The organism is Sulfurospirillum barnesii SES-3, assembly GCF_000265295.1.
GTDB lineage: Bacteria > Campylobacterota > Campylobacteria > Campylobacterales > Sulfurospirillaceae > Sulfurospirillum > Sulfurospirillum barnesii.
In genome coordinates, this window is the sequence record NC_018002.1 from 1,054,388 (window position 1) to 1,079,187 (window position 24,800).

Genomic DNA, 24,800 nt, shown 5'->3' on the forward strand with positions numbered 1-24,800 from the left:
AAGATGGAGTCTGGGTTTAAACAATGTATTGAAAATGCTAAAAGTCTAACACTCTTGTATGTTGAGGATAATGTGGGTGTGCGAGCGGGTTCTATGCTTATTTTTGAAGAGTTTTTTGGTTCTGTTATTGAGGCTGTTGATGCTGAAGATGGGCTTGAAAAATTTAAAAAATACCCTGTTGATTTGGTTATTACCGATATAAATATGCCTAAGATGAGTGGTCTTGAGATGGCTGAGCGTATGCGAAAAATGAGTCCCAATACACCTATTTTAATTCTATCTGCATACAACGATACCCCTTATTTTGTTGAAAGTATTCGTTTAGGTGTCGAGGGCTATCTTTTGAAACCTGTTGAAATTGGGCAGTTTATGGAAGTGTTAAGCCGTGTGATTGCGAAAATTCATTTACAAAATGAAAATCAAAAAATACAGATGCTCCTAAGCCAATACCTTGATGTCACCAATAAAAGTGCCATTGTTTCTAAGACCAATAAAGAAGGGGTGATTACCTATGTCAATGATGCTTTTTGTTCGATTTCTGGTTTTAATCGTCATGAAATCATAGGTCAAAAGCACAACATTATCCATCATCCTGATATGCCAGATGATTTTTTTGAGGCACTGTGGAAGAGTATTAAAAGTGGAAATTTATGGCAAGGAGTGATTAAAAATCGTAGTAAATCAGGCAGCAGTTATTATGTGAAAAGTGCCATAAAACCTATTTTAGATATACAAGGTGAGATTGTTGAGTATATTGCTTTAAACAATGATATTACCGAAATTATGAATCCAAAAAAACAACTTTTTGATTATTTAAGTGTTAGCAAAGAGTCTATTGTAGTGTTATTTAAAATAGAAAATTTTGCGACCATTGAAGAGTTTTATGGCAATGAATTAATGGAGCTTTTGGAAAAGCGATTGTCTGAAAAACTCTTTGTAGGCGTCTCTTCTATTTGTCCGTTTAAAAAAATATATTTACTAGGCTCAGGTGAGTATGCTATTGCCATTGAAAAAAGTCAATGCCCTTTGGATGTAGAGCATTTTTGCCAAAAAATTAAAGAATTTTTACAACTCATTGAGTCTTCCACAATTCATCTTAATGAAATTGAATACAATGTCTCTTTATTGGCAAGTTTGGCATACGGTGGTAAAGAGCCTTATCAGAGTGCGCATTATGGCATTAAAAAACTTGAGAAAAAAAGAACCAATTTTATTTTAGCAACGAATTTGATTGTAGAGATGCAAACACAAGCTGAAGTGAATATGGGCATTATGATTGCAGTTAAAGAGGCATTAAAATCTTCTAATATTGTGTCACATTTTCAACCCATTGTTGATAATAAAACACAAAAAATTATTAAGTTTGAATCTTTGGTGCGATTAATCAACCAAAATGGTACGCTTTGGCATCCTTCTGATTTTCTTGACGTCTCTAAAAAAGGGCGCTATTATACGCAAATTACACAGCGTGTTTTAGAAAACTCCTTTGAAGCCCTTTATGATACCACTGCTGGTATTAGCATTAATTTATCAGCCGTTGATATTGAAGAAAAAGCCACACGTGAAAAGATTATATCGCTTTTAGAAGTCCATAAAAATGAGGTTCATCGTGTGACTTTTGAGTTGCTAGAAGATGCCAATGTGAAAGAATTTGATGTGATTAAACGATTTATTCAAGAGGTCAAAGAGCGTGGTGTGAACATTGCCATTGATGATTTTGGAAGTGGTTATTCTAATTTTGGACGCTTACTGGATTATGAGCCTGATATGATTAAAATAGACGGAAGTCTTGTCCGAAATTTAGCTACGGATTCTTATTCCCTCTCTATTGTGAAAACCATTGTTGGATTTGCCAAAGAGCATCAGATTAAAACCGTGGCAGAATTTGTTGAAGATGAGACTATTTTTACCATTTTGTGCGCCATAGGGGTCGATTATTCACAAGGGTACTATTTTGGAAAACCCCAGTTGATTCAGGCGTATAAAGATACAGAAGGCTTTTAGCCTTACACGCTTTACATGTAAAATATTTGGATGAGGAAAAAATGAAACATTGTTTAACAATTGCAGGTTCAGATAGTAGCGGAGGGGCTGGAATTCAAGCTGATTTAAAAGCATTTAGTGCCAATGGTGTTTTTGGAATGAGTGTGATTACGGCTATTACTGCACAAAATACGCAAGGTGTCTTTGATGTACAAGATGTGAGCTCTTCCATGATAGCCCATCAAATCGAAGCTATTTTTGATGACATTCGTGTTGATGCCATTAAGATTGGTATGGTCTCACGCCTTGAAACGATTGAAATCATTGCAAAAACACTCAAAAAATACTCACTCCCACCCCTTGTCATAGACCCTGTTATGGTTTCAAAAAGTGGATACAACCTTTTAGCCCCCCAAGCTCAAAAAGCGCTGATTGAGTTTTTAGTGCCGATGGCAACCCTGCTGACTCCCAATATTCCTGAAGCCGAAGTGATGGTTGGTTATAAGATTAACACGCTAGCGCTTATGAAACGAGCTGCAGAGGATTTGCACACACTAGGATGCACGTATGTTTTGGTGAAAGGGGGGCATTTAGAAGAAGATGCCACGGATGTTTTATTTGATGGAGAATCGTTTTATTGTTTACATGTAAAGCGTTTAGAGACCAAAAATACGCATGGCACAGGGTGTACACTTTCCTCCGCCATTGCTGCAAATTTAGCAAAAGGTATGCGTGTAAAAGAAGCCGTAGAAGAGGCAAAAGCATACATCACTGAAGCCATAACACATGGATTTGCCCTTGGAAAAGGGGTTGGACCTGTTCACCATTTTTACGCTTTGTATAAAAAAGCGGGCATAAAGGAGTAGGGTTATGGATATAAAAACACACATACACGAGGCTTTTGCTGCCCTAGAAAACACCACACCCCTGATTCATCATATTACCAATTATGTGACGGTTAATGAGTGTGCCAATGTGGTGTTAGCCATTGGTGCTTCACCTATTATGGCAAGTGAAATCAGTGAAGTAGCTCAAATGGTAGGATTTGCTCAGGCATTGGTCTTAAATATTGGTACCGCCAATACCCAGAGTATTGAGGCAATGCTCGAAGCTGGACGTGCGGCGAATGCTCAGGGTATTCCTGTGGTTTTAGACCCTGTAGGTGTTGGTGCAACAACCTTTCGTCGCCAAAGCGTGGCACGGTTGCTAGAGCAGATTCGCTTTAGTGTGATTCGTGGCAATATGGCGGAGATGAAAACCTTAGCAGGATTGGAAACCAAAAGTTCGGGGGTGGATTCACTTGAAGATGAAAGTGATGCGCTTAGTATTGCTCAGGGATTAGCTAAAAAATTAAACTGTGTGATAGCCATTACAGGCAAAGAAGATGTTGTGTGTGATGGCACACACGCGTATACACTTTGCAATGGTGATGAAGCACTAAGAAGTGTGACAGGCACAGGATGCATGAGTAGCTCATTGATTGGCAGTTTTTTAGGAGCAACAAACAATCCTTTGCTCAGTGCTATTTTAGGAATTTCTACTATGTCTCTTGCTGGCGAATTGGCAGATAAAAGTAAAGGTATGGGTACTTTTCGTATTTCATTATTTGATAGGATAAGCAAAATGAATGCTTCATTGGTGCTTGAAAAAGCACGTATATATTTAAAAGGCTAAGCAATGATGGATGTGACATGGGCACAATTTGCACCTGCTTTTTTATTGACTCTTTTTGCAGGTCTTAGTACAGGCTTTGGTGCCTTGTTGGCATTTTTTTCCAAAGCCAAAGATCACACTTTTTTATCCATTGGTATGGGGTTTTCAGCAGGTGTGATGGTGTATGTCTCTTTTGTTGAGATTTTAGATAAGTCTAAAATATCGTTTATTACGATTTATGGCAGTGACGTTTTAGGGGAATCTTTAGCGTTGGTATGTTTTTTTGGCGGTATTGGTTTGAGTGCTTTAATTGATAAATTTATTCCTGAAGATGTCAACCCTCACGAACTCAAAAGCGATAAGGAACTCAGTGTACTTAAAGAGGGCAATAAACACTCTGTGCTTAAAAATTCAGCCCTAAAACGAACAGGAATTTTTACAGCACTTGCCATTGGCATTCATAACTTTCCAGAGGGTTTTGCAACCTTTATTTCAGCCTTAGATGATTTAAGCTTGGGCTTTAGTATTGCACTCGCTATTGCGATTCACAATATTCCTGAAGGTATGGCAGTTTCTTTGCCTATCTATCATGCAACGGGCAATCGAAAAAGTGCTTTTTGGTATGCCTTTATCTCAGGGCTGGCTGAGCCTGTGGGAGCCGTTGTTGGCTTTTTCTTACTTTTACCTATTATGGGTGAGCTGACCCTTGGCATTACCTTCGGAATGGTTGCAGGCATCATGGTATACATCTCTTTTGATGAGCTTTTGCCCTCTGCACGCATGTATGGCAATGCGCATACGACTATTTTAGGGATTGTTTTGGGGATGTTGGTGATGGCAATAAGTTTGGTTGCGTTTAAATTAGTCTAATTGGTAAGGAAAAGAGCGTCTGTGAAATTTGAATTTTTAGGAACAGCCGATACAGGTGGAATTCCTCTGCATTTGTGTTCGTGTGCGGTGTGCGAAAAGGCACGTTTAGAAAAAACAACCAATCGCTCTACCAGTGCCTTTTTGGAGTTAGAAGATGGCAGTGTCATTTTATTTGATGCAGGGTGTGATACCTTAATGGATCGCTTTAATACAACACCCATTCGAGCGGTTTTTTTGACCCATTTTCATGCCGACCATGCTTTGGGATTGATTCGTTTACGCAAATCCGCACAAAAAGTGATTTGCTACACACCCAATGATACAGAGGGCTTTGGGGATTTATTAGTGCATAAGAATAACATCGAGTACCGCATTTTAGCTCCCTTTGAAAAAGTGTGTGTTGGGGGTGTTGAGATTGTGGCGACACCTTTGCTTCATTCCAAAGCGACACACGGTTTTGTACTCTTTACATGTAACAAACGGGTGGCGTATTTGACCGATTGTGGAGGGATGAGCGAAGAGAGCCTTCTCTTTTTGAAAGCACAAAAACTGGATTATCTCTTTTTAGACGCTGCGTATACGCCTTCGTTTGATTCTGATAAACATCTGAATTGGGAGAGTGCACACACTTTGATTGAGCGTATCGCACCTAAAGAGGGCTACTTAATTCATGCCAGTTGCCACACCCTTTTAGGTGTTTTAAAAAAAGGTGTGAATTTAACGTATCCTTACATCGAGCAAGGATTTAGCATAGAGGTTTAACTACTTAACAAAATCCTTCAACTCACGCTTAAAATGTTCCACTTTTGGAGAGACGACAAACATGCAATAGCCTTGATTGGGGTTATTTTTAAAGTAGTCTTGATGGTAGGCTTCTGCTTTGTAAAAGTGTTCCAAAGGCTTTATTTCAGTGACAATGGGTTTAGTGAATTTTGCACTAAAGATTTTAAGCGAGGTTTGTGCTTTTTCTTTTTGCATCTCATCGTGGTAAAAGATGGCAGAACGGTACTGTGTTCCTACATCGTTTCCTTGTGCATTAAGACTGGTTGGGTCGTGAATGAGCCAGAAAATTTTTAAAATCTCTTCATAGGAAATAATGGAAGCATCATAGGTGATTTGTACTACTTCTGCATGTCCTGTGTTGCCACGACTTACCGCTTCGTAGGTAGGATGAGAGCTCTGCCCTCCCGTATAACCACTCACCACATCAAGGACACCTCGTGTCTCTTCAAAGACCGCTTCCAAGCACCAAAAACATCCGCCACCAAGCGTTGCCATCTCTTTCTTCATAGCGTTATCCTTTGCGTGTAGTGAAACATGAAACAGAGTAAAAGAGAAAAAAACTAAAAGAAGAACGTGCCATGTATGAGAGAAGAAGAGGTGAGGGGTGAAGTTATTCTTCATCCTCATCTTCTTCGTACGCTTCTTCACCATCTTCATCTTCAAAATAGATGTGCTCTTCGTTTCCATCGTAGTTATAATCACTTTGATAAATCGGATCATCTTCCTCGTCATCATCAAATTCATCCTCATCATCGAGTTCTTCTTCGTAATCATCTTCATTCATTAAAATCTCTTCAACTTTGTCCATAAACGCATCAATATCGCCGTTAAAGAGTTTTTCATAGCGCATTGCATCCAAAATAAATTCACTTGAACACCCGCTTTCTAAAAGAAGTTCTTTTAAATCAGCCATAACCTACCTTTGTTTTTTTTCGAATTTTACACTAATTTTAGATGTTTTTCAATTGCATTTCATAGCTTTCAAAAAGCTCATCGTGCTTTACATGTAAAGATTCAAATTGTTCATAAAGCCCATTTAAAGTCTCTTCATCGCTTTTTAGTTCTTTAGAGAGTCTTTGCAATTCTCCAAGATCATTGCCCGAAGCAATCTGTATTAGGGTTTCATTTTTGGTTTTGATTGTCTCTTCAAGCTGCATAATCTTTGCTTCACATTTTTCTATCTCTTTTTTAAGTGGAGAGAGTTTGGCACTGCGTTCTTGAATCAGTTTCGTGCGTAGTTTTTTACTTTCGTTGTAGTCACTTTGTGCCACTTTTTTAGACGGGGCATCACTCTCTTCCTCCCAGCCAATTTTTTCTAAAAATGCTTCGTAGCCTCCATCAAAGAATTCTGCTTTATCGTGGTGAAAAATAATAAGCGCATCGGCTAAGTTTTTAAGCATCATCTCTGAGTGCGTCACTAAAATGGTAGAGCCCTCAAAACTTTGAATCGCCTGTGTAAGCGCATCAATGGAGTACATATCAAGGTGGTTGGTTGGTTCATCCAAAAAGAGAAGATTGGCAGGTGTGGCAATGATTTTACCAAGCATGACACGGCTTCTCTCACCTCCTGAGAGAACAGAAATCTCTTTTTCCGCACTTTTGCCTGAAAACATCATTCCTCCACAAATGGAGCGCACTTTGGTAATGCCTAAGAGTGGATCAACCTCATAAATTTCATCAATGATGGTATGTTTCAGGTTGAGTCTTTGAATGTTGGTTTGTCCAAAATGAGCAATAGCTGTTTCAGGATGAAAGGCAATATTGCCTTGTTGTAGAGGCAATTCGCCTGCTAAAACATTTAACAGGGTTGACTTTCCCTTACCATTTTTTCCAATAATCGCAAGGCATTTACCTTTTTCAAGCTTGAATGAGAGATTTTGAAAGAGCGGCTTTTTTGCATCGTATCCAAAGCCAATGTTTTGCGCATCTAAAATAATTTTAGCAGGTGTTTTTTTGTAGTTAAAGGCAAAAGAGAGGCTACTTTCTTCCTCCAAATCATCCATTTCGCCCATTTTTTCAAGCTGTTTAGCTTTACTTTGTGCCATCACCGCTTTGGAAGCTTTGGCTTTTTGACGGGTAATAAAATCTTCTAGCTCAGCACGCTTTTTATCCAAATTGGCTTTGGTTTTAAGATAGCGCTCATCGTCTTCTTCAAGTTTGGCGTAGTACTTGCTACTGTTCCCCTCAATGAGGAGTAGGCTTTTGCGTCTAAGACCCATCGTGTGCGTCGTGACCGCATCCATAAAATCTCTATCGTGGGTGATAAGAATAAGCTCACCCTTAAACTCTTTAAGAAACTGTTTTAACCAACGCATGGAGACAATGTCCAAATAGTTGGTCGGCTCATCCAAAAGAAGCATCGAAGGGTTTGTTGCTAGGAGTTTTACAAGGTTGAGTCTGATTTGATACCCACCTGAAAAGCTCAGAGGATCTTTGTCTAAATCTTCGTGGCTAAAACCCAGTCCAAAAAGCATTTTTTCAATGATATAAACATTAAATGCTTCATCACCATGCAGGGCTGAAGCACACTCTTCACGGACGGTTTTATGGGTAAAATGAAGGTGCTGACGTAGGGTGCCAATGGTATAGTTTTTAGGAATAAAAACTTCACCACTGTCGGCTTCTTCTTCACCTAAAAGAATTTTAAACAGGGTGGATTTCCCTGAACCATTACGTCCAACAAGGCCTATTTTATTGCCTCTATTAAGCGTAAAACTGATGTTTTCAAAAAGGGTTTGTTCTCCAAAATGTTTAGAGAGGTTGGTAACTTGAATCATAGAAAAAGCTCTTTACATGTAAAAGTGATTTAGGCTTCTTTGAAGCCTAAAATAGACTCATTCACCCTGTTTTTTTAAGGTGTTGAGTGTATCTAAGATAGATTTTTTAGCAGTGGCGCTAGGCCCTGAAATACGCATAGTAAATTCAACACGGCTGTTTTTTTCACGTCCCTCATCGCTATCGTTACTGGCAATGGCTTTTGTTTCACCATACCCTGCTGAACTTAAACGATCTTTGGCGATGCCATTGCGAATTAAGACACGAATCACCGCATTTGCACGGGCACTTGAGAGTTCTAAATTGTCTTGATATTTTGAACCACGAGGGAGAGGTGTGTTATCGGTAAAGCCTTTGACAATGACATCCACATTAGGAGGTAGCATGGTAATGATATCTGAGATACGTTTGAGAAAAAGCATAGAATCGCTGTTGGTAATCTCCGCAGAACCTGCAGCAAAAAGCATTTTTGTGGGGAGTTTAAAGATAGAGCCGTCAATTTTTTGATCAAGTGAACCCTCTCCCATATTCATCTTTTCTATCATTTGTGCCATTCTGGCAATCTCTTCAAGTTGAGCGGTCATTCCACCCACATTGCCTTTGTCTTTATCTTTTTCTTTACCTGCATCACCTGAGCGGGAATTGAGATTAAGTACAGGCGTTGCTTCTTCAGGTTTTGCACTGTAGTCATAGATTTTGACAAACTCTTCTTTGAGGGCTTTCATTTTCTCTGTATTGACCGATGCAAGTGCGTAAAGCGCAATAAAAAGTGCGAGCAGCAGGCTTAGAAAGTCAGCATAAGGTACTGCCCACTTCTCGCCTGCTGGGCATTCTGTTGGTTTACACTTTTTTTTACCCACACGTTTTCCTTATGCTTTATCAAATTGGCTTTTTTTATCTTCAAGTGGAGAGAGGTAGTTTAGAAGCTTTCCCTCAAGCATACGTGGATTGTCACCGTGAGAGATACCTAAAATTCCTGCTAATATGACTTTTTTCTCTTTAATTAAGTCATGAGACTTTGCTTTGAGTTTATTTCCCCACGGTCCCATAAAAATATACGCTCCCGCAATACCTGTAACCGTAGCGGTAAATGCACCCGCAATACCTGCTGCCATCTCCGCTGGATTATCGAGTTTCTGAAGGGCCAAAATCAGACCTAAAACGGCACCAATCAAACCAATAACAGGGCACGATTCACCCGCAAGTAGCCAGTAGTGTGACGCTCCATGATAATACTCTTCTGTCTCTTCAATGAGAATTTCTAAGGTCTCTTCAATTTCATGTGCTTCTGTACCATCCACTGCCATACTAAGTCCTTTTTTAAAGAACTCATCGTCCATCGCATTGGCATGTGATTCAAGGGCTAAAATGCCATCACGACGAGCAATAATCGCTAAATCAATAATCTGCTTGATCCGTGCATGCATATTGACAGGTGATTTTTTGAAAATCATTTTAAACTCTTTAAAGGCGGCTCGAACATACTCAGGGTGTGTTCCTGTCATCGCTGAAGCCATGGCGGTAGGTACAACAATAATAATGGAAGTAATGTGTAGAACGTGTAGGGGATTTCCTCCCTCCATAATATCGCCAATGGCAATGGAGGTAATTGAGATGACCATGCCTAAGATGACAGTTAAGTCCATAAAGGTAGCTCCAAAATAATATTTAAACAATTTCAAGCATTATCGGTTAATACACGAAAAACTTTACATGTAAAGCAATCATATAACAAAATTCCTTAGTAAAAATAGTTTTTTCAAAAAAGCATCAAAATACATTGTTGTATAATGACAACAAATCAAATGAGGAGGCTTGCTTTATGGAAAAACAGACCTGCATCATGACACATTTGTGCAAACGACGCAGTGATAAGGCAGCATCACGGTGTACCAAAATTGTGGATGTTGCACACAGACTTTTTTTAGACAAAGGGTATGAAAATGTCAGTATGCAAGATATTGTAAAAGTCTCAGGTGGCTCTTTGGCGACATTGTATAAGCATTTTGGGAATAAATCGCAATTGTTGATTTATGTGTTAGAACAAAAATCAGAAGAGCTGTTTGGTGAGTGGGGTCGTCAAAGCTCTCATTATGAGGGGCGTTTAGAAGCTTTTTTACAGATGATTGCTACATCGTATTTGGATTTGTTAATCAAGGAAGATGCCATTTTATTTAATCGTTTGGTTGCCTCTTTAGGGTATTTAGAAGAGACAAAATCACTCAATCAAACTATTTTAGAGGTTATGATGCGTCCTGTGTATATGGTAGCTGAGTACTTGGAAAAAGAAAAAGAGCGAGGAAGGGTAGAGGTTGAAGATACCATGTTGTGCGCACATCAATTTTTAAGTTCTTTGGAAGAGCCATTTATGTTTCCACGCATTTTAGGTGTTTCAACAGATATTTCAGAACAGAGGTGCAAGCAAGCAATTCATCAAATTGTTAAGATTTTTTGTTCGGGTCTTAGACCTGCACATTGAAGCGTATCATAGCAGTATGAAAGATATAATCTTGACTTGTTAATATTTTGTGACTATAATTTCGCCGAAATGTAATATGTATTACACAATTAAATGGAGTTTAACATGCTAGAAAGAAAAACGTATTTACGTTACATAAGTTATATGGTTGTTATGAGTTTAGGTGCGTTGAGTTTTAGTGGGTGCACACAAGAGTCAAAAAGTGCCCAAGCTTCTCATGCAATGCCCCCCTTAAGTGTTATGAGCTATAAAGTTGCTACTTCGGATATTCCTGTTGCTTTAGAGTACCCTGCGAAAGTTAAAAGCATTCAGCATGTCAATGTGGTTGCCCGTGTGAATGGTATTTTAGAGCAGAAATATTTTATGGAAGGAAGTTTTGTTAAAGCAGGCGATATGCTCTACCAAATCGACTTTGAGCGCTATGAAGCCCTTATGCAAGAAGCCGCTGCTGATGTGGGGGTGAAAGAAGCGACCTTAAAAGAAGCTACCCGTAATTGGGAGAGGGTTAAAGTGTTATTTGAACAAGACGCTGTTTCGCAAAAAGAGCGTGATAATGCCCTCTCAGCGTTTGAGTCGGCTAGTGCTTCCTTAAAAGCATCCCAAGCGACCCTGAAAAAAGCGACCATTGATTTTAATTATACAAAGGTAAAAGCACCTATTTCAGGACTTACTAGCCTTAATACTCAAGACATTGGCAGTTATGTGGGTTCTAGCAGTGATACGATGACATTAACGACAATTACGCAAATGGACCCTATGTATGTTGAGTTTTCACTCTCTGATATTGAGATGTTAAAAAAACGCTATGTGTTACCAACGGCGAATTGGAACAGTATTGAAAAGGCAAAATTGCCTGTGACTCTTAGCACACCTGATGGTTCAACGTATGAGCATCAAGGGACGTTAGACTTTTTAGATAACCGTGTGGATGAGCAAACCTCCACCATAAAAGCCAGAGCAACGTTTGCTAATCCAAAGCATCTGCTCATTCCTGGTCTTTTTGTGCGTGTTAATGTGGGCGGATTGGTCTATAAAGATGCCATTAGTGTGCCTCAAGAAGCGGTTTTACAAGACGCCACAGGTTCATTCGTCTATCTTGCCAAAGAGGGTAAAGCGCATAAAGTACCTGTTAAAATAGGAACGGTGCATAATGCGAGGTATGTTATTGAAGATGGTTTACATGTAAACGATGTCGTGATTACCAATTACCTTACAAAAATTCGTCCAGGCTCTGCCATTACGCTTGCAGAAGCAAAGGAATAAACGATGTTTTCAAAATTCTTTATCAACAGACCCATTTTTGCAACTGTACTCTCTATTGTTGTGATTATTGCGGGGCTGATGAGTATTCATGCCCTTCCGATTGAAGAGTATCCAGAAGTGACTCCACCGCAAGTCAGCGTTGATGCAAGCTATGTGGGTGCGAGTGCGGAGACCATTTCAAAAACTGTAGCAGCGCCGTTGGAGCAACAAATTAACGGTGTTGAAGATATGATTTATATGTCTTCTACGGCTTCTTCAACAGGTTCTTTAACCATTAATATTTATTTTAAAATTGGTACCGATCCTGATCAAGCGACGATTAACGTCAACAACCGTGTTCAAGCCGCACTCAATAAATTACCCAGTGAGGTACAAGCACAAGGGGTAACGGTTACTAAACAGTCTTCTACCATCTTAAAAGTAATTTCCATTATTTCGCCCAATAACAGCTACGATGAAATTTACATGGCAAACTATGCTTTGATTAATGTTATTGATGAGTTAAAACGGATTCAAGGTGTGGGGGATGCAGGTCTTTTTGGCAATAAAAACTATTCTATGCGTGTGTGGATGAAACCTGATCAATTATCAAAATACGGTTTTACACCCACAGATGTGATTAATGCTATCTCTGAGCAAAACGCACAGTTTGCCACTGGACGCTTCAATCAATCTCCCTCTAAAACGTCACAAGCCTACACCTTTACTGTGACCACCCAAGGGCGGTTTGATAAGGTGGAAGAGTTTGAAAATATTATTTTAAAATCCAACAGTGATGGTTCAACCCTTCGTTTAAAAGATGTTGCAAGGGTCGAATTGGGCGCAGAATCATACGATGTTACTTCTACGCTTAATGGGCAAACCATGGTGCCTATTGGTATCTATTTGCAATCTGGTGCTAACGCACTTGATACCGCTCAAAGAGTCGATGAAGCTATGGAAAAACTCTCTAAATCATTTCCTGAAAATATGGAGTATCGTATACCGTACGATACGACAAAGTTCATTCAAATTTCGGTTCATGAGGTTATTAAAACCTTTATTGAAGCACTGTTGCTCGTTATAGCTATTGTGTATCTTTTCTTGCAAAATATGCGTGCAACGATTATCCCTGTTCTTGCCATTCCCGTTTCTATTATTGGTACGTTTGCAGGAATGTACGCTTTTGGCTTTTCCATTAACCTTTTGACCCTCTTTGGTTTGGTGCTTGCCATTGGTATTGTTGTGGATGATGCGATTATTGTTATTGAAAATGTGGAGCGTATTTTACATTCTCAAAAAGATATTTCCGTTAAAGATGCGACCATCCAAGCGATGCAAGAAGTGACAGGTCCTGTGGTTGCAATTGTGTTGGTGTTGTGCGCCGTGTTTATTCCTGTTTCGTTTATGGGTGGTTTTACGGGACAAATGTACCAACAATTTGCCATTACGATTGTTATTTCCGTGATTATTTCAGGAATGGTGGCATTGACATTGACACCTGCATTGTGTGCTATTTTCTTAACCAAAAAAGAGCTAAAACCTTTTTGGTTTGTACGAAAATTTAATGAATTTTTTGATGCTTCAACCAACTGGTTCACAAGTGGTGTAAGTTTAGTGGTACGCCATAGTATCATCAGTCTTATTGTCTTTGCTGCATTGATGGGAATGACGTATGGTCTTTTCCAAAAAGTACCCTCAAGCCTTGTTCCTATGGAAGATAAAGGGTATTTAATTGCCATTACAGCACTGCCTCCTGCCGCCTCTTTGTACCGTACCCAAGGGGTGAGTGCGCAAGTCAATGAAATTACAAAAAAGATGCCAGACATTGAGTATAACCTTGCTATTTCAGGGTTTGATCTTTTAAGTGGTGCCGCAAAAACCAATACCGCTACTACCTTTTTACCGCTACAAGATTGGAGTGAGCGACAAGCGCCTAATCAGCATTCACAAGCGATTAGTGGAGCCTTAAATGGGGCACTCTTTGGTGTGGCAGACGCAACGATTTTTGCACTCAATCCTCCTCCTATTATGGGTCTTAGTATCTCAGGTGGTTTTGAGATGTATTTACAAGATAGAACAGGAGGTTCACTGGAAGTACTCGGTGAATTGGCCGATGCCATTGTCGCCAAAGCCAATCAGCGACCTGAGCTTATGATGGTAAGAAACTCTTTAAATATGAAAATTCCTCAGTACAAAGTAAGTTTGGACAGAGAAAAAGCCAAAGCCCTAGGTGTTTCGATTAATGATGCGTTTAAAACCATGCAAGCAACCTTTGGAGCTTACTATGTCAATGACTTTAACCTTTTTGGACGTACCTATCAAGTGAATGTCCAATCTGAAGCTGATTTTAGGGAGAAACCAGAAGATTTAAAAAATGTTTTTGTGAAATCAGCCAATGGCAGCCTCATACCTCTTAGTGCCTTAGTACAGTATGAACGCACGGTTGGTGCGGATCTTATTGAACGCTTTAACGTCTTTGCCGCTGCTAAAATTGAAGGGGAGCCAAAACCAGGGTATAGCTCTGGGGATGCACTAAGAGCTATTGAAGAAGTGGTCAAAGAAGTTGCACCTGAGGGATATGGTGTTGCATGGGCAGGAACATCTTTCCAAGAAAAAGAGATGAGTGGCAGTGGTTCACAAGCGTTTATCTTTGGTATTATCTTTATTTTCTTAATCCTCGCAGCACAGTATGAAAGATGGTTGATGCCACTTGCTGTTGTTACATCTGTACCCTTTGCGGTTTTTGGTGCGATTATGGCGGTGTATTTACGAGGACTCAGCAATGATATCTACTTCCAAATTGGTCTGTTGGTCTTAATTGGTCTCTCAGCTAAAAATGCCATTTTAATTGTTGAGTTTGCGATGCAAGCCCAAGAGAGAGGCAAGTCTATTTTTGATGCAACGCTTGAAGCAGCACGCCTTCGCTTCCGCCCGATTGTTATGACATCGCTTGCATTTACCATTGGTGTTTTACCACTCGCCCTTAGCTCAGGTGCAGGTGCTGGAAGTCGTCATGCGATTGGTACGGGTGTTATTGGAGGGATGATTGCCGCAACGACCATTGCGATTTTCTTTATTCCTCTTTTTTACAATTTATTAGCCAAACTCAATGCAAAATTTACGACAAAAGGAGAGCCTCATGATGCGTAATTTTTATGCCCTCTCATTATCCGTTTTAGTGTTTGGGGGATGTTCACTCTCTCCTGAGCTTAGCCTTCCTACAACACCGTTTCCTGAGAGCTATCGTGCCGATATGAAAAGTGAAACCACTGCGCTTAATACGGCATGGTGGAGTCATTATGGTGATGAGAAACTCAATGGTTTAATCCAAGAGGCATTTGCCAATAACTATGACCTCCAATCTGCCATGGTCAATATCTCGCTAGCACGTGCAACGCTTTCAAGCAGTACTTCCAACCGCTATCCTAGCCTTGATGTGGAGGGAAGTGGCAGGAAGTATCGAAGCAGTGCGGATACCTTTAGTTCCAATGAGCATAACACGTATAACAGCTTTGGAATAAGTGCGGTGCTCAGTTATGAGCTTGACTTATGGGGTAAATACAAAGAAGCAGAAACCTCTTCAAGAGCTTCACTCATTGCAAGTTATGCTGCCAAAGAGACCGTTAAAATCTCGCTAGCAGCCAGTGTGGCAGAGAGTTACTTTACACTCATTAGTCTGTATGAACAGCTAGACAGCGTGAAAGAGACCATTCAATCACGTGAAGAGGGTTTAAAGCGTTATGCTGTTCAGTACCAAGCAGGCTCTATTACTAAAGCGACCCTTTTGCAAGAAGAAGCCGAGCTTAGAAGTGCGCAAATTAGCAAAGATAGCCTAGAACAGTCCATTGTGACACAACAAAGCGCACTAGCTGTGCTCGTGGGTAAATCGCCTAAAGAGATTGCTGAGTTTGCTAAAACAAGTCTGCCTAGAGTGCTTCCAAATGACATTACTGTGCCATCAAATTTACCCTCAGAACTTTTACAAAATCGTCCTGATATAAAACAAGCTGAGGAAAATCTTAAAGCCGCTAATGCCAATATTGGTGTGGCACGTTCTGCTTATTTTCCAAGTATTAGTCTCTCAGGTGTTTTAGGCTATGAGAGCACGCAACTCTCTAATTTGGTCAGTTCTCGTTCCGCCATGCATAACTTTGGTGGAAGCGTGGCGTCTCCTTTGTTTAACATGGGAAGAACGAGCTCCAGTGTTGAGAGTGCTAAAGCCAATAAAGAGTTAGCAGAAATTAGCTATGCGCAAACGGTGCAAAAAGCGTTTCAAGAGAGTTATGATGCACTCAATTCTCGTCATATTTTAAGCACTAAACTTGAACACCAAAAAGCTTACCTTGATAGCATGGCACAAGTCTTTGTGCTTACCAAACGACAGTATGAGGCAGGGTATGGGGATTATTTAGCGCTTTTAGATGCTAAACGCAACTATTTATCTGCTCAATTAGCCTTGATTCAAGTGAAACAAGCTCTGCTTAGCTCAAGTGTTTCTTTATACAAAGCCCTCGGTGGTGGCTTTGATACAGAGCGTTTTAGCAAAGAAACATCCGCTCTTTAACCGTTACATGTAAAGCTTCTTGCACGAAGGTGTCAGAGGCTTTACTCCCTCATGTTTTATCATAACAGTGTAGAATTAGGCAACCATTTTGGAGAATATATCTAGCGTTAATGCGCATTTATCTCTATAATAAAAGCTTACTTGTAAAAAGGAGTAATACGATGGATGAAGCGATTGAAAAGTGTCGTTTAGAGGTGATTGATGTCATTGATAGGCTCTATCCTCACTGCAATGAGAGTGTTCAAAGCAAGATAGCGCCTCTTAGTTTTTATCTAGCATCCTCTCCGAGTGAATTTAAAAGCATTGTGTATGAACCTTCCCTTTGTTTGATTTTACAAGGCTCTAAAGCGGTAGGGTTTGGACATGAGATGTATCATTATCGAGAAAACGAGTATCTTTTAGCCTCAACGCATATCCCAGCGGATGTTAAGATTATTGAAGCCTCTACACAAAAGCCGTATCGAGGGCTAACACTAACCTTTAGTTTAGAGGCGATTTATGAGGTGCTTAAACGTGTCCATCCTATTAAACTAAAATGTGAACATAAATCCGAAAAAGGACTCTTTTTTGATACCTTACATGTAAAGCTTTATGAACCCATTGCAAGGCTTGTGAAGCTTTTAGAACGCCCACAAGAGGAGATTGATTTTCTCTCACCACTGATTATGAAAGAGATTTTGTTTACGCTCATCAACGATAAAAGTGGCTATTTTCTCAATAAATTTGCGATGGAGGGTACGACTTCCAATAAAATCGTCAAAGCCATTTCAGAAATCAAAAACAACTTTAATGAAAAGCTCAACATGGTAGAACTTGCCAAGCATATCGATATGAGCGAGTCGCATTTGTATCAAAATTTTAAAACCATCACTTCCCTCTCTCCACTGCAATTTCAAAAAAAACTGCGCCTTGAAGAAGCCAAAAAGATGCTAAGTGTTCGTAAAATTGACATCTCTGAGGTGGCATTTTTAGTCGGTTATGAGAGTCCATCACAATTTAGCAGAGAGTACGCTCGTATGTTTGGCATGCCTCCTAAAGAGCATCTCAAACAGTTACACGCCTAAAATCTATTTTTTGGAGGAATAGGCATCTGCATAACGATGGCATTGTAAATGCCATCGTCTTAAAGATTATAAAGCATTTTTGAGAATTTCAGCAATGACCTCTTTAGTATAAACTTTTTCCATTCCAAAATAGTGGGCGTTATCGACAGCATTTTCGATAATTACAGGAAGTGATTTTTCTTCAATTCCATACTCTGAAAATTTCGTTGGTGTACCAATTTTTCTAAACCATGCCTCCAGCGCCTCTATGCCTTCTTCAGCACTTTTTTGTCCAAAAATGGTTGTGGCAAAACGAGTAAATTGCGTTTCATTGTATTGGCGATACCACTTCATCCACGCAGGCATCACAATCGAAAGCCCCGCACCATGAGGAATATTGCACATAGCGGAGATGGCATGTTCTATCATGTGATTTGGAAAACCAATGCCCGCAACACCCACATGCGTTAAGCCGTTTAAAGCACACGTAGCCGCCCATGCAAATTCGCCCCTTGCCTCATCATCGTTTGGATTTTCTAGAAGCTTCTCTGTGGTCTCCATCACGGTTGTAATAATCACTTCAATCTGCTTACTGATAAAGAGAGGATGCGTCGTTGCCGTAAAATAGCCCTCAATACAGTGTGCAATCACATCAGAAGCCGAATAGACCAAATACTCTTTGCTCACACTGCTTTGAAGTTGAGGGTTGATGATAGAGACTTTTGGGAAGAGTGCGGGTGCTTGAATAAAATACTTTTGATGCGTTGCATCGTTAGTAATGACCGCTCCATGGTTCATCTCACTGCCTGTGGCGGCAAGCGTGATAATATCAAAAATGGGCAATGCTTTTTCAACCGTTGCTTTGCCTAAGAAAAAATCCCACACATCATTCTCTGTGAGCGCACCTGCGGCAATGGCTTTGGAACTATCCAACACCGAACCACCACCAACTGCCAAAATGGCATCGACGTTGTGCGCTTTGGCAACGCTGATACCCTCATAGACTTTAGAGAGCAGAGGATTGCTCACGATACCGCCTAATTCAACAAAAGCAATGTTGTGTGCCTTAAGACTCGCTGCGACCGTGTCAAACAGTCCATCTTTTTTAATACGCTCACTTCCATAGGCAAGTAACACTTTTTTAATGCCATTTGCTTCTAAGTGCTTGCCTATTTCTTTTTCTTTATCTATCCCAAACTCAATGCGTGTTGGGTTCCAAAAAGTGAAATTTTCCATGTTTTTTCCTTGAATGTATTTGGGGTATTATAGAATGAAAAGGGCATAAACCCCTAGACCAATTATCTGAAAAATTTGCCTAATTCTCCAAAACGATGTTACATGTAAAGAGTTTACGCTTGAAATTCACTCATATACGTACGGTACAAAAGAGGCACTAAGTTCTTTTGCAGTTTGGGATTGTGTCTACTTTGAATAGCCGTGGCTTTAAAAAAGCGTTTCCACAGCTCTTTGACATGGGCTTCGTTTTGGGAGTAGATAGGTGCATCAAAAGAGGCAATGGAGTGAATCTGCATAGAACTTTCATCTTTCATCAAAGCCAAAGAGCGTCTCACATCGTGAATAATAAAAGGAATTTTGCCTAAGCGTTTGAAAAAATGCTCTCCTAAAAAAGGCAAAATGTTAAATTTTGTCTCGATTTTTGCGTAGAGTGTGCCATCTTCTAGCTCTTCAAAACGGGTGAAGCCGTACATTTTATGTACCAAAGAGAGCAGTTCTTTTTCTAGGTTTTGAATGTAAAAAAGATGTGGATTGGTGATATTTCCAAGAAGTCTAGTGTTTTTAAATCCAGTGCGAATGTACTCTAAAAGGGAACGTTCATGTGCTTTAGTGTCGCATAAAAAGATGTTAAAAATGGTGCGTTGGTTTTCTTTACTGAAGTGCTTTTTTAGAGCATTTAAGACTTTGCTAGCTTTTACGTCATCACTAAAGACTTCATGAACGCTCTCAAACACCAACCTCTCAGGCATTTTCTTGATAATAGCGCTTACATGTAACTTTGCATAGTACACTTCATACACCAGCGTTAAAAACCCCTCAAAACTCCCATCGTAGAACACTACCATCACAGCTCTCCCGTGTAAATAGACGTATCAAACAATGTGGGTTGAATAATATCGCCTCCTTGATGAATAAGGGCAAGTTTGAGTCGTTCTTCATAGAGGTGTGAAGCTCTGTAATAATCACTCCCTGCAACGATGAAATAGCGTGATTTTTTGAGCGAAATTTTAAGCTGTGTAAGGTCTTCAAAGCTAAGTTTTTTAAACCGTCTGGCTTGTAAAATTTTTAGGATACTTCGAATGCCAAGCCCTGGAATGCGAATCATCACCTCTTTGGGTGCGGTGTTGATGTCGATGGGAAAAAAGTCTAAATGGCGCAGTGCCCAGAAGGTTTTGGGGTCAAACTGCATGTCTAAGTTTTCATTTTCGTTTAAAATTTCATCGTACGAAAAGCCATAAAAGCGAAGTAACCAATCGGCTTGATAGAGCCTGTGTTCTCGAAGCAGGGGCGGTTTTGTAAGCTCTGGAACGGGAAGGTTTTTATGGTGATTGACCGCAATGTACGCCGAGTAATAGACCCGCTTTAACAGCGCTTTTTGGTACAAGGAGGAAGAGAGTTTTAAGATGTCAAAATCGCTCTCACTGCTTGCTCCCACAATCATCTGTGTGCTCATCGAAATAGGCTTATTATGACGCTCTAGGCTGATGTCACGCGCATGTTTGAGAGGTGAGAGAAGCTTCTCTTTGCTTTTATCGGGGGCTAAAAGAGCGAGACTTTTAGCACTGGGAAGTTCGATGTTGGAGCTCACACGATTGGCTAAAAGAGTAGCTTCGTGAATCAGCTCTTTGGAGCTTCCAGGGATGAGTTTGACATGAATATAGCCGTTAAAGCGGTACTCATGGCGCAAAATACGCAAGGTTTGTAACAGCAGACTCATGGTGTGGTCTTCGTTTTTAATAATGCCAGAGCTTAAAAAAAGCCCCTCAATGTAGTTGCGTTTGTAAAAAGAGATGGTAAGTTCCGCCAATTCTCGTGGACTAAAAGCGGTGCGAGGTGTGTCGTTGCTCACACGGTTGATGCAGTAGGCACAGTCGTAAATGCAGATGTTTGAGAGTAAGACTTTTAAGAGCGATATACACCTGCCATCGCTGGTAAAACTGTGGCAAATCCCGCTGTTATGGGTTGAACCTAACTCACCTGTTTTATGGTTGTTCTCACTGCCACTTGAGGAGCAGGAGACATCGTATTTGGCGCTGTCGGCTAAAAGGGTGAGTTTGTCGGTCACGGTCATTTTCATGCAAAAAGCATACTTTGTTTTTACATGTAAAGGCTAAAATATTTCAAAATGAAATGTGTTAATCTTAAAATTTAACCAAATAGGAGAAAAATTGGGTTATAATTTTGAAAACAGTTTAAGGAGCCATTATGGATAAGAAAAAATTATTTTTAGATGCGATGAATTATCGCCATGCGTGTAAATTATTTGATACAACAAAAAAGATTTCAGAAGATGATTTGAACTTTATTTTAGAAGCAGGTCGCCTAAGCCCTAGTTCATTTGGCGTTGAGCAATGGAAATTTGTGGTGGTGCAAAATCAAGGCTTAAAAGAGGCGATTGAAAAGGTTGCATGGAATCAAAAACAGATTTCAACATGCAGTGATTTGCTGGTTATTTTAGCCAGAAAAGATGTTAGAAGTAGCGATACATATACCCAAAAACAACTGAGCCGTTGGGGTTTAGCGCCTGAGGCGTATCAGGGATTTTTGGGCGTCTATCAAGGATGGGTTGATGGCAGAGATGACCATACCATCGAGATGTGGAGTGAAAAACAGTGTTATATTGCAGCTGGAAACATGATGAGTGCAGCGGCGTTTATTGGGATTGATTCGTGTCCGATTGAGGGGTTTGAGTTTGAAAAAGTTGATGCACTTTTAGAGATTGATACGTCGGTGTATCAAAGTGCGTTAGTGATTCCTTTTGGGTATCGAGCAGGAGAACAAAGGGGTAAACACCGCTTAAGCTTTGAAGAAGTCGTAGCGTTTAAAAAATAATTCTCATAAAACCTGTTTTATGAAGCTTTAGGGGGTGTCGGGGATTTATCCTTGAGCTTCAGCAATGGGTTTTACACATTGCTTAAGATACCGTTACGCTAACTGCGTAACATAAGCTTAAAAAATAATACGTGCTAGCCCAAGCGTAAATAAAACCAATGCGACCTCTTTTTGTGAGGGGTCGTACATGAGTGTAAAAAGCGCGCTTAAGAGGAGTACTATACCAAACATAAAAGGTTTGAGATAGCTTTTTAACTCTTTTTTGAGCCATTCTAGTTGGGAGAGTGAGAGTTCGACTTTAAGCTCGCCATCGCTGATTTGTTGGAGTGAAGATTTGACGTGGTGAATGGTTAAGGGAAGTGATTTGAACTCTTTGATTAAACTCTCCAAAATACCCTCATCTGCACCTAAGGCTTTAGGAATATTCTCTTGTAAAATGGGCAAAATATCTTTAATACCATTAAAATTTTCAATATACGTTGTGCCTAAGCCCTCAATAATCGCACTCACACGCAAAATATAAATCGCTTCTTGTGGGAGTTTAAAGGGTAAATCACGGGTAGAATTTAAAACATCAAAGGCGAGTTTTTGCATGTTCTCTGAGCTTAAATTTTCATTGCCAAAGATGTCAAACATACGCTCACTTAAAAGGGCCAACTCTCCCACGGGCGCTTCATACGCAATGGTTCCAAGGCGCTTACTCGCACTAATGTAAAGCTCATAATCTTTTTCATTGGCGGCTTTTAAGAGTTCAATAATGGCAATTCTTGTTTGGTTGGGAATAGTTTTTACCATACCAAAATCAAGCAGGATTAGCTCTCCTTTGGGAGTAATAAGCAAATTTCCAGGATGAGGATCGGCGTGAAAGTAGCCACGAAGAAGCATCTGTTCGGTGTAAAAAGAGATAAGCTTGCCAATAATCACTCTAAAATCAATTTTCTCTTTTTGCAATCGCTCTTTATCATCAAAACGAAACCCCTCCTCAAAACTCATGACCAAAGCATCTTCACTGCAATACGCCTCCAAAGGCGTTGGAAAACGAATGCCTGAACGGGCGTAGGTAGAGGAGAACTTTTGGAGGTTGTGAAGCTCTGTGGTCATGTTGACCTCTTGAAGTATCATCTTTGAAAACTCAACAATGACTGCTTCAATAGAATTTTTTGTGTAGTGTGAAAAGAGTGGACGAAAGAGGGCATTAAAAAAAGAGATAATCACAATGTCCGCACGCACTTGCTTTTCAATGTCCAAACGCCTGAGTTTAATCGCTATTTTTTGCACACCTAAGCGTGCTTCATGCACTTGCCCAATGGACGCTGAGGCAATGGGTTCAAGCGTAAAATCTTCAAAAGGCATGGTAGGAAAAGCACGAGAAAGTACGCTCTTTAGCTCAGAGGCTGACATGGGAGGTAGTTGGTCGTGCAGGGATTTTAACGCATCCAAATATTCAGCACTAAAGAAATCCGCCCGAGTGGCTAGCACTTGTGCTAGTTTAATAAAACTCGCCCCAAGGCTTACAATCGTATGGTTAAACGCACGAGGGGAGAGGGGTTTGAGAAAAAAAAGACGCTCCTTTTTTTTCAGCAATAAATAGACACTGAGCAAAAAGGAGAAAACGTCATAAACCCTTTTGGGGTTGAAAAGATGCCAGTAAATCAAGAAAGTTTTGATTTAAGCTCCTCAATGTCACTTTTGGTCGCAAGCCCTAATTCACCTACCACCTCTTTGATCATCTCTTTGATTTTGGCTTTGACACGCTCATCTTCATCTTTGCCCCTTTGGCTGATAGAGTCTATAAAACTCTTTGCATCGCTGGTGCTTATTTTGCCTTTTTCTTCAAGCACTTTAAGCTCTTCTTCGATTTTTTCTTTGAGCACAACCATTCCGCCTAAGCCTACATGTAAAAACTCTTTTAACATACGATGCTCCTTTTGTTTTGTCACTATTTTAACACGATTTGAGCAACACGGAGTAAACGAAATTAGGGTGTGTGTGAAAAGGTACTTAAAAAGCGTTTTCGAGCACTTTCATGCTCGATAATAGGTCTAGGATAGTTGGGAATGGTATGGCGTAAAAGGTAGCTCTCTTTGTGAAGCAAGGCGGATGGAATCTCTCTGAGCTGTGGCAAAAAGCGTTTAATGTAAAGGGTTTCTTTGTCAAATTTGAGTGATTGGGCGTAGGGGTTAAAGATGCGAAAGTAGGGCTGTGGGTCGATGCCCGTACCTGCGCACCATTGCCATGAAAGCACATTGGCTGAAGCGTCATAGTCCAAAAGGTGCTGTGCAAAAAAGGCTTCTCCTTTTTGCCATGGAAGCAGTAAGTGTTTCGTAAAGAATGAGCCAACCACCATACGGGCACGATTGTGCATAAGCCCTGTTTCAAGCAGTTCATTGACCGCTGCATCCACCAAAGGATAGCCTGTTTGCGCCGTGATAAAGCGCTCATAACTCTCTTGATTTTCTTCATAGGGCGGATTGTACTTGTAATTTTTCCAGGCAAGTTGGGGAAAATGGTAGAGCAAATAGGCGTAAAACTCACGAAAAATGAGCTGTCTAAAAAAAGGTTCTGTCTTATGTCCTTGATTTTTGAGACCCACCAAATAGCGCACCACTTCACGAATGCCAATCGTTCCAAAGCGCAGATGCACACTTAAGAGCGAGGTGGCATCAAGCGCTAAAAAGTCTCTATCGTTAGCATACGCATTGACTTTACATGTAAAGATTTCTAGGGCTTTTTGAGGCTCGCTCATCTTTACATGTAAAGGGGTAAATCCGATACTTTCAATCTTTACATGTAAAGCTCTTTGGCTTCCTTTTTCAATGTGCCACAAAGCCGTAAAATCAAACGCACACAGCGTTTGTATTGCTTTTGTGTAATTTAATACATGAAATTGTGTGTAAAGTTGCTGACACGCTTTGTAAAAAGGGGTAAAGACAAGGTAAGGCGTGCCATCTTTTTTGAGCACTTCATTGGGTTCAAAAAGGTAGCAGTCATTCAGTGCGTGAAAGTGCATGAATTCTCCTACCTTTTCATCTCGCTCTTTAGCGTACGCATCGTAATCCACACTGGCGTAAACCTCGCTAAATCCTAGGCTTTTTAGATACGAAAATACCTCCAAAGGTGTGCCATAAAAAAGCGCTAACTCAAGCCCTAAAGCCCTCAGTTTGGCTTTAAGACGCACAACCTGTTCGAAAATAAATGAGACCCTTTTATCATTCTTTTCAAGCGCATTTAAAATGTTTATATCGAAGATAAAAATGGGCAAAACCTCACCCTCAACGCTTAAAAGCATGGAGTCATCGACTCTCAAATCTCGCCTAAACCAGAGCATCTTTTTCAT

22 protein-coding genes are annotated in these 24,800 nt (G+C 40.2%); 11 read left to right on the forward strand and 11 right to left on the reverse strand.

What is annotated here, in order from left to right:
- The first annotated feature begins 3 nt into the window (after nucleotides 1-3).
- The 5 genes from SULBA_RS05390 to SULBA_RS05410 are packed head-to-tail and all read left to right on the forward strand — an operon-like array spanning nucleotide 4 to nucleotide 5,268.
- Nucleotides 4-2,004: an EAL domain-containing protein gene (locus SULBA_RS05390; RefSeq protein WP_014769264.1), complete on the forward strand. Its 2,001-nt coding sequence runs from the start codon at nucleotides 4-6 to the stop codon at nucleotides 2,002-2,004.
- 41 nt (nucleotides 2,005-2,045) lie between these two features.
- The gene (gene thiD / locus SULBA_RS05395; protein WP_014769265.1) at nucleotides 2,046-2,849 is read left to right on the forward strand and encodes a bifunctional hydroxymethylpyrimidine kinase/phosphomethylpyrimidine kinase; all 804 of its coding nucleotides are present in this window, start codon (nucleotides 2,046-2,048) and stop codon (nucleotides 2,847-2,849) included.
- 4 nt (nucleotides 2,850-2,853) lie between these two features.
- Nucleotides 2,854-3,657 (forward strand): hydroxyethylthiazole kinase, encoded by an 804-nt coding sequence (thiM, locus tag SULBA_RS05400; RefSeq protein ID WP_014769266.1) that lies wholly within the window; start codon nucleotides 2,854-2,856, stop codon nucleotides 3,655-3,657.
- Between the two features lie 6 nt (nucleotides 3,658-3,663).
- Nucleotides 3,664-4,506, forward strand: coding sequence for a zinc transporter ZupT (gene zupT, locus SULBA_RS05405; RefSeq protein ID WP_041671937.1), 843 nt, complete (start codon nucleotides 3,664-3,666; stop codon nucleotides 4,504-4,506).
- A 21-nt stretch (nucleotides 4,507-4,527) separates the two neighbouring features.
- Complete coding sequence (locus SULBA_RS05410) at nucleotides 4,528-5,268, forward strand: MBL fold metallo-hydrolase (protein ID WP_014769268.1); 741 nt, start codon at nucleotides 4,528-4,530, stop codon at nucleotides 5,266-5,268.
- Here SULBA_RS05410 and msrA read toward each other — a convergent pair whose 3' ends face one another.
- The 5 genes from msrA to motA all read right to left on the reverse strand — a co-directional run bounded on the left by msrA (nucleotide 5,269) and on the right by motA (nucleotide 9,710).
- A complete protein-coding gene (msrA, locus tag SULBA_RS05415; protein ID WP_014769269.1) occupies nucleotides 5,269-5,796 on the reverse strand; it encodes a peptide-methionine (S)-S-oxide reductase MsrA in 528 nt (175 codons plus the stop codon).
- 103 nt (nucleotides 5,797-5,899) lie between these two features.
- Nucleotides 5,900-6,202 carry a hypothetical protein gene (locus tag SULBA_RS05420; protein ID WP_014769270.1) on the reverse strand — a complete coding sequence of 101 codons (303 nt, stop codon included), beginning with the start codon at nucleotides 6,200-6,202 and terminating at the stop codon, nucleotides 5,900-5,902.
- A 37-nt stretch (nucleotides 6,203-6,239) separates the two neighbouring features.
- The gene (locus SULBA_RS05425) at nucleotides 6,240-8,066 is read right to left on the reverse strand and encodes an ABC-F family ATP-binding cassette domain-containing protein (RefSeq protein ID WP_014769271.1); all 1,827 of its coding nucleotides are present in this window, start codon (nucleotides 8,064-8,066) and stop codon (nucleotides 6,240-6,242) included.
- Nucleotides 8,067-8,123: 57 nt separating this feature from the next.
- On the reverse strand, nucleotides 8,124-8,924 hold the full coding sequence (motB, locus tag SULBA_RS05430; protein WP_014769272.1) for a flagellar motor protein MotB: 801 nt from the start codon (nucleotides 8,922-8,924) through the stop codon (nucleotides 8,124-8,126).
- 9 nt (nucleotides 8,925-8,933) lie between these two features.
- Nucleotides 8,934-9,710 carry a flagellar motor stator protein MotA gene (gene motA / locus SULBA_RS05435; protein ID WP_014769273.1) on the reverse strand — a complete coding sequence of 259 codons (777 nt, stop codon included), beginning with the start codon at nucleotides 9,708-9,710 and terminating at the stop codon, nucleotides 8,934-8,936.
- A 176-nt stretch (nucleotides 9,711-9,886) separates the two neighbouring features.
- Here motA and SULBA_RS05440 point away from each other — a divergent pair, with 176 nt between their 5' ends.
- The 5 genes from SULBA_RS05440 (at nucleotide 9,887) to SULBA_RS05460 (ending at nucleotide 17,416) form a co-directional block, all read left to right on the forward strand.
- The gene (locus SULBA_RS05440) at nucleotides 9,887-10,543 is read left to right on the forward strand and encodes a TetR/AcrR family transcriptional regulator (protein WP_014769274.1); all 657 of its coding nucleotides are present in this window, start codon (nucleotides 9,887-9,889) and stop codon (nucleotides 10,541-10,543) included.
- Between the two features lie 105 nt (nucleotides 10,544-10,648).
- Nucleotides 10,649-11,806: an efflux RND transporter periplasmic adaptor subunit gene (locus SULBA_RS05445; RefSeq protein ID WP_014769275.1), complete on the forward strand. Its 1,158-nt coding sequence runs from the start codon at nucleotides 10,649-10,651 to the stop codon at nucleotides 11,804-11,806.
- Between the two features lie 3 nt (nucleotides 11,807-11,809).
- Nucleotides 11,810-14,938, forward strand: a complete 3,129-nt coding sequence (locus SULBA_RS05450) for an efflux RND transporter permease subunit (protein WP_014769276.1) — start codon at nucleotides 11,810-11,812, stop codon at nucleotides 14,936-14,938.
- Entirely contained in the window at nucleotides 14,928-16,352 is a 1,425-nt protein-coding gene (locus tag SULBA_RS05455) for an efflux transporter outer membrane subunit (RefSeq protein WP_014769277.1), read from the forward strand. The genes SULBA_RS05450 and SULBA_RS05455 overlap by 11 nt, the downstream gene beginning before the upstream one ends.
- Nucleotides 16,353-16,513: 161 nt before the next feature.
- Nucleotides 16,514-17,416 carry an AraC family transcriptional regulator gene (locus SULBA_RS05460; protein ID WP_014769278.1) on the forward strand — a complete coding sequence of 301 codons (903 nt, stop codon included), beginning with the start codon at nucleotides 16,514-16,516 and terminating at the stop codon, nucleotides 17,414-17,416.
- A 66-nt stretch (nucleotides 17,417-17,482) separates the two neighbouring features.
- On the opposite strand, the gene SULBA_RS05465 is transcribed toward SULBA_RS05460, so the two are convergent.
- The 3 genes from SULBA_RS05465 to SULBA_RS05475 form a co-directional block, all read right to left on the reverse strand.
- Nucleotides 17,483-18,631 carry an iron-containing alcohol dehydrogenase gene (locus tag SULBA_RS05465; RefSeq protein ID WP_014769279.1) on the reverse strand — a complete coding sequence of 383 codons (1,149 nt, stop codon included), beginning with the start codon at nucleotides 18,629-18,631 and terminating at the stop codon, nucleotides 17,483-17,485.
- Nucleotides 18,632-18,744: 113 nt separating this feature from the next.
- Nucleotides 18,745-19,476, reverse strand: coding sequence for a TIGR03915 family putative DNA repair protein (locus SULBA_RS05470; RefSeq protein WP_014769280.1), 732 nt, complete (start codon nucleotides 19,474-19,476; stop codon nucleotides 18,745-18,747).
- The gene (locus SULBA_RS05475) at nucleotides 19,476-20,708 is read right to left on the reverse strand and encodes a putative DNA modification/repair radical SAM protein (RefSeq protein WP_014769281.1); all 1,233 of its coding nucleotides are present in this window, start codon (nucleotides 20,706-20,708) and stop codon (nucleotides 19,476-19,478) included. Before SULBA_RS05475 ends, SULBA_RS05470 begins: the two co-directional genes overlap by 1 nt.
- 128 nt (nucleotides 20,709-20,836) lie before the next feature.
- Between SULBA_RS05475 and SULBA_RS05480 the strand changes: the two genes are divergently transcribed.
- Nucleotides 20,837-21,463: an NAD(P)H-dependent oxidoreductase gene (locus tag SULBA_RS05480; RefSeq protein ID WP_014769282.1), complete on the forward strand. Its 627-nt coding sequence runs from the start codon at nucleotides 20,837-20,839 to the stop codon at nucleotides 21,461-21,463.
- Between the two features lie 117 nt (nucleotides 21,464-21,580).
- On the opposite strand, the gene SULBA_RS05485 is transcribed toward SULBA_RS05480, so the two are convergent.
- From SULBA_RS05485 to SULBA_RS05495, 3 genes are all read right to left on the reverse strand, one after another.
- Nucleotides 21,581-23,119: an ABC1 kinase family protein gene (locus tag SULBA_RS05485; RefSeq protein WP_014769283.1), complete on the reverse strand. Its 1,539-nt coding sequence runs from the start codon at nucleotides 23,117-23,119 to the stop codon at nucleotides 21,581-21,583.
- Nucleotides 23,116-23,379 carry a hypothetical protein gene (locus tag SULBA_RS05490; protein ID WP_014769284.1) on the reverse strand — a complete coding sequence of 88 codons (264 nt, stop codon included), beginning with the start codon at nucleotides 23,377-23,379 and terminating at the stop codon, nucleotides 23,116-23,118. Before SULBA_RS05490 ends, SULBA_RS05485 begins: the two co-directional genes overlap by 4 nt.
- Before the next feature lie 62 nt (nucleotides 23,380-23,441).
- A complete protein-coding gene (locus tag SULBA_RS05495; protein ID WP_014769285.1) occupies nucleotides 23,442-24,800 on the reverse strand; it encodes a cryptochrome/photolyase family protein in 1,359 nt (452 codons plus the stop codon).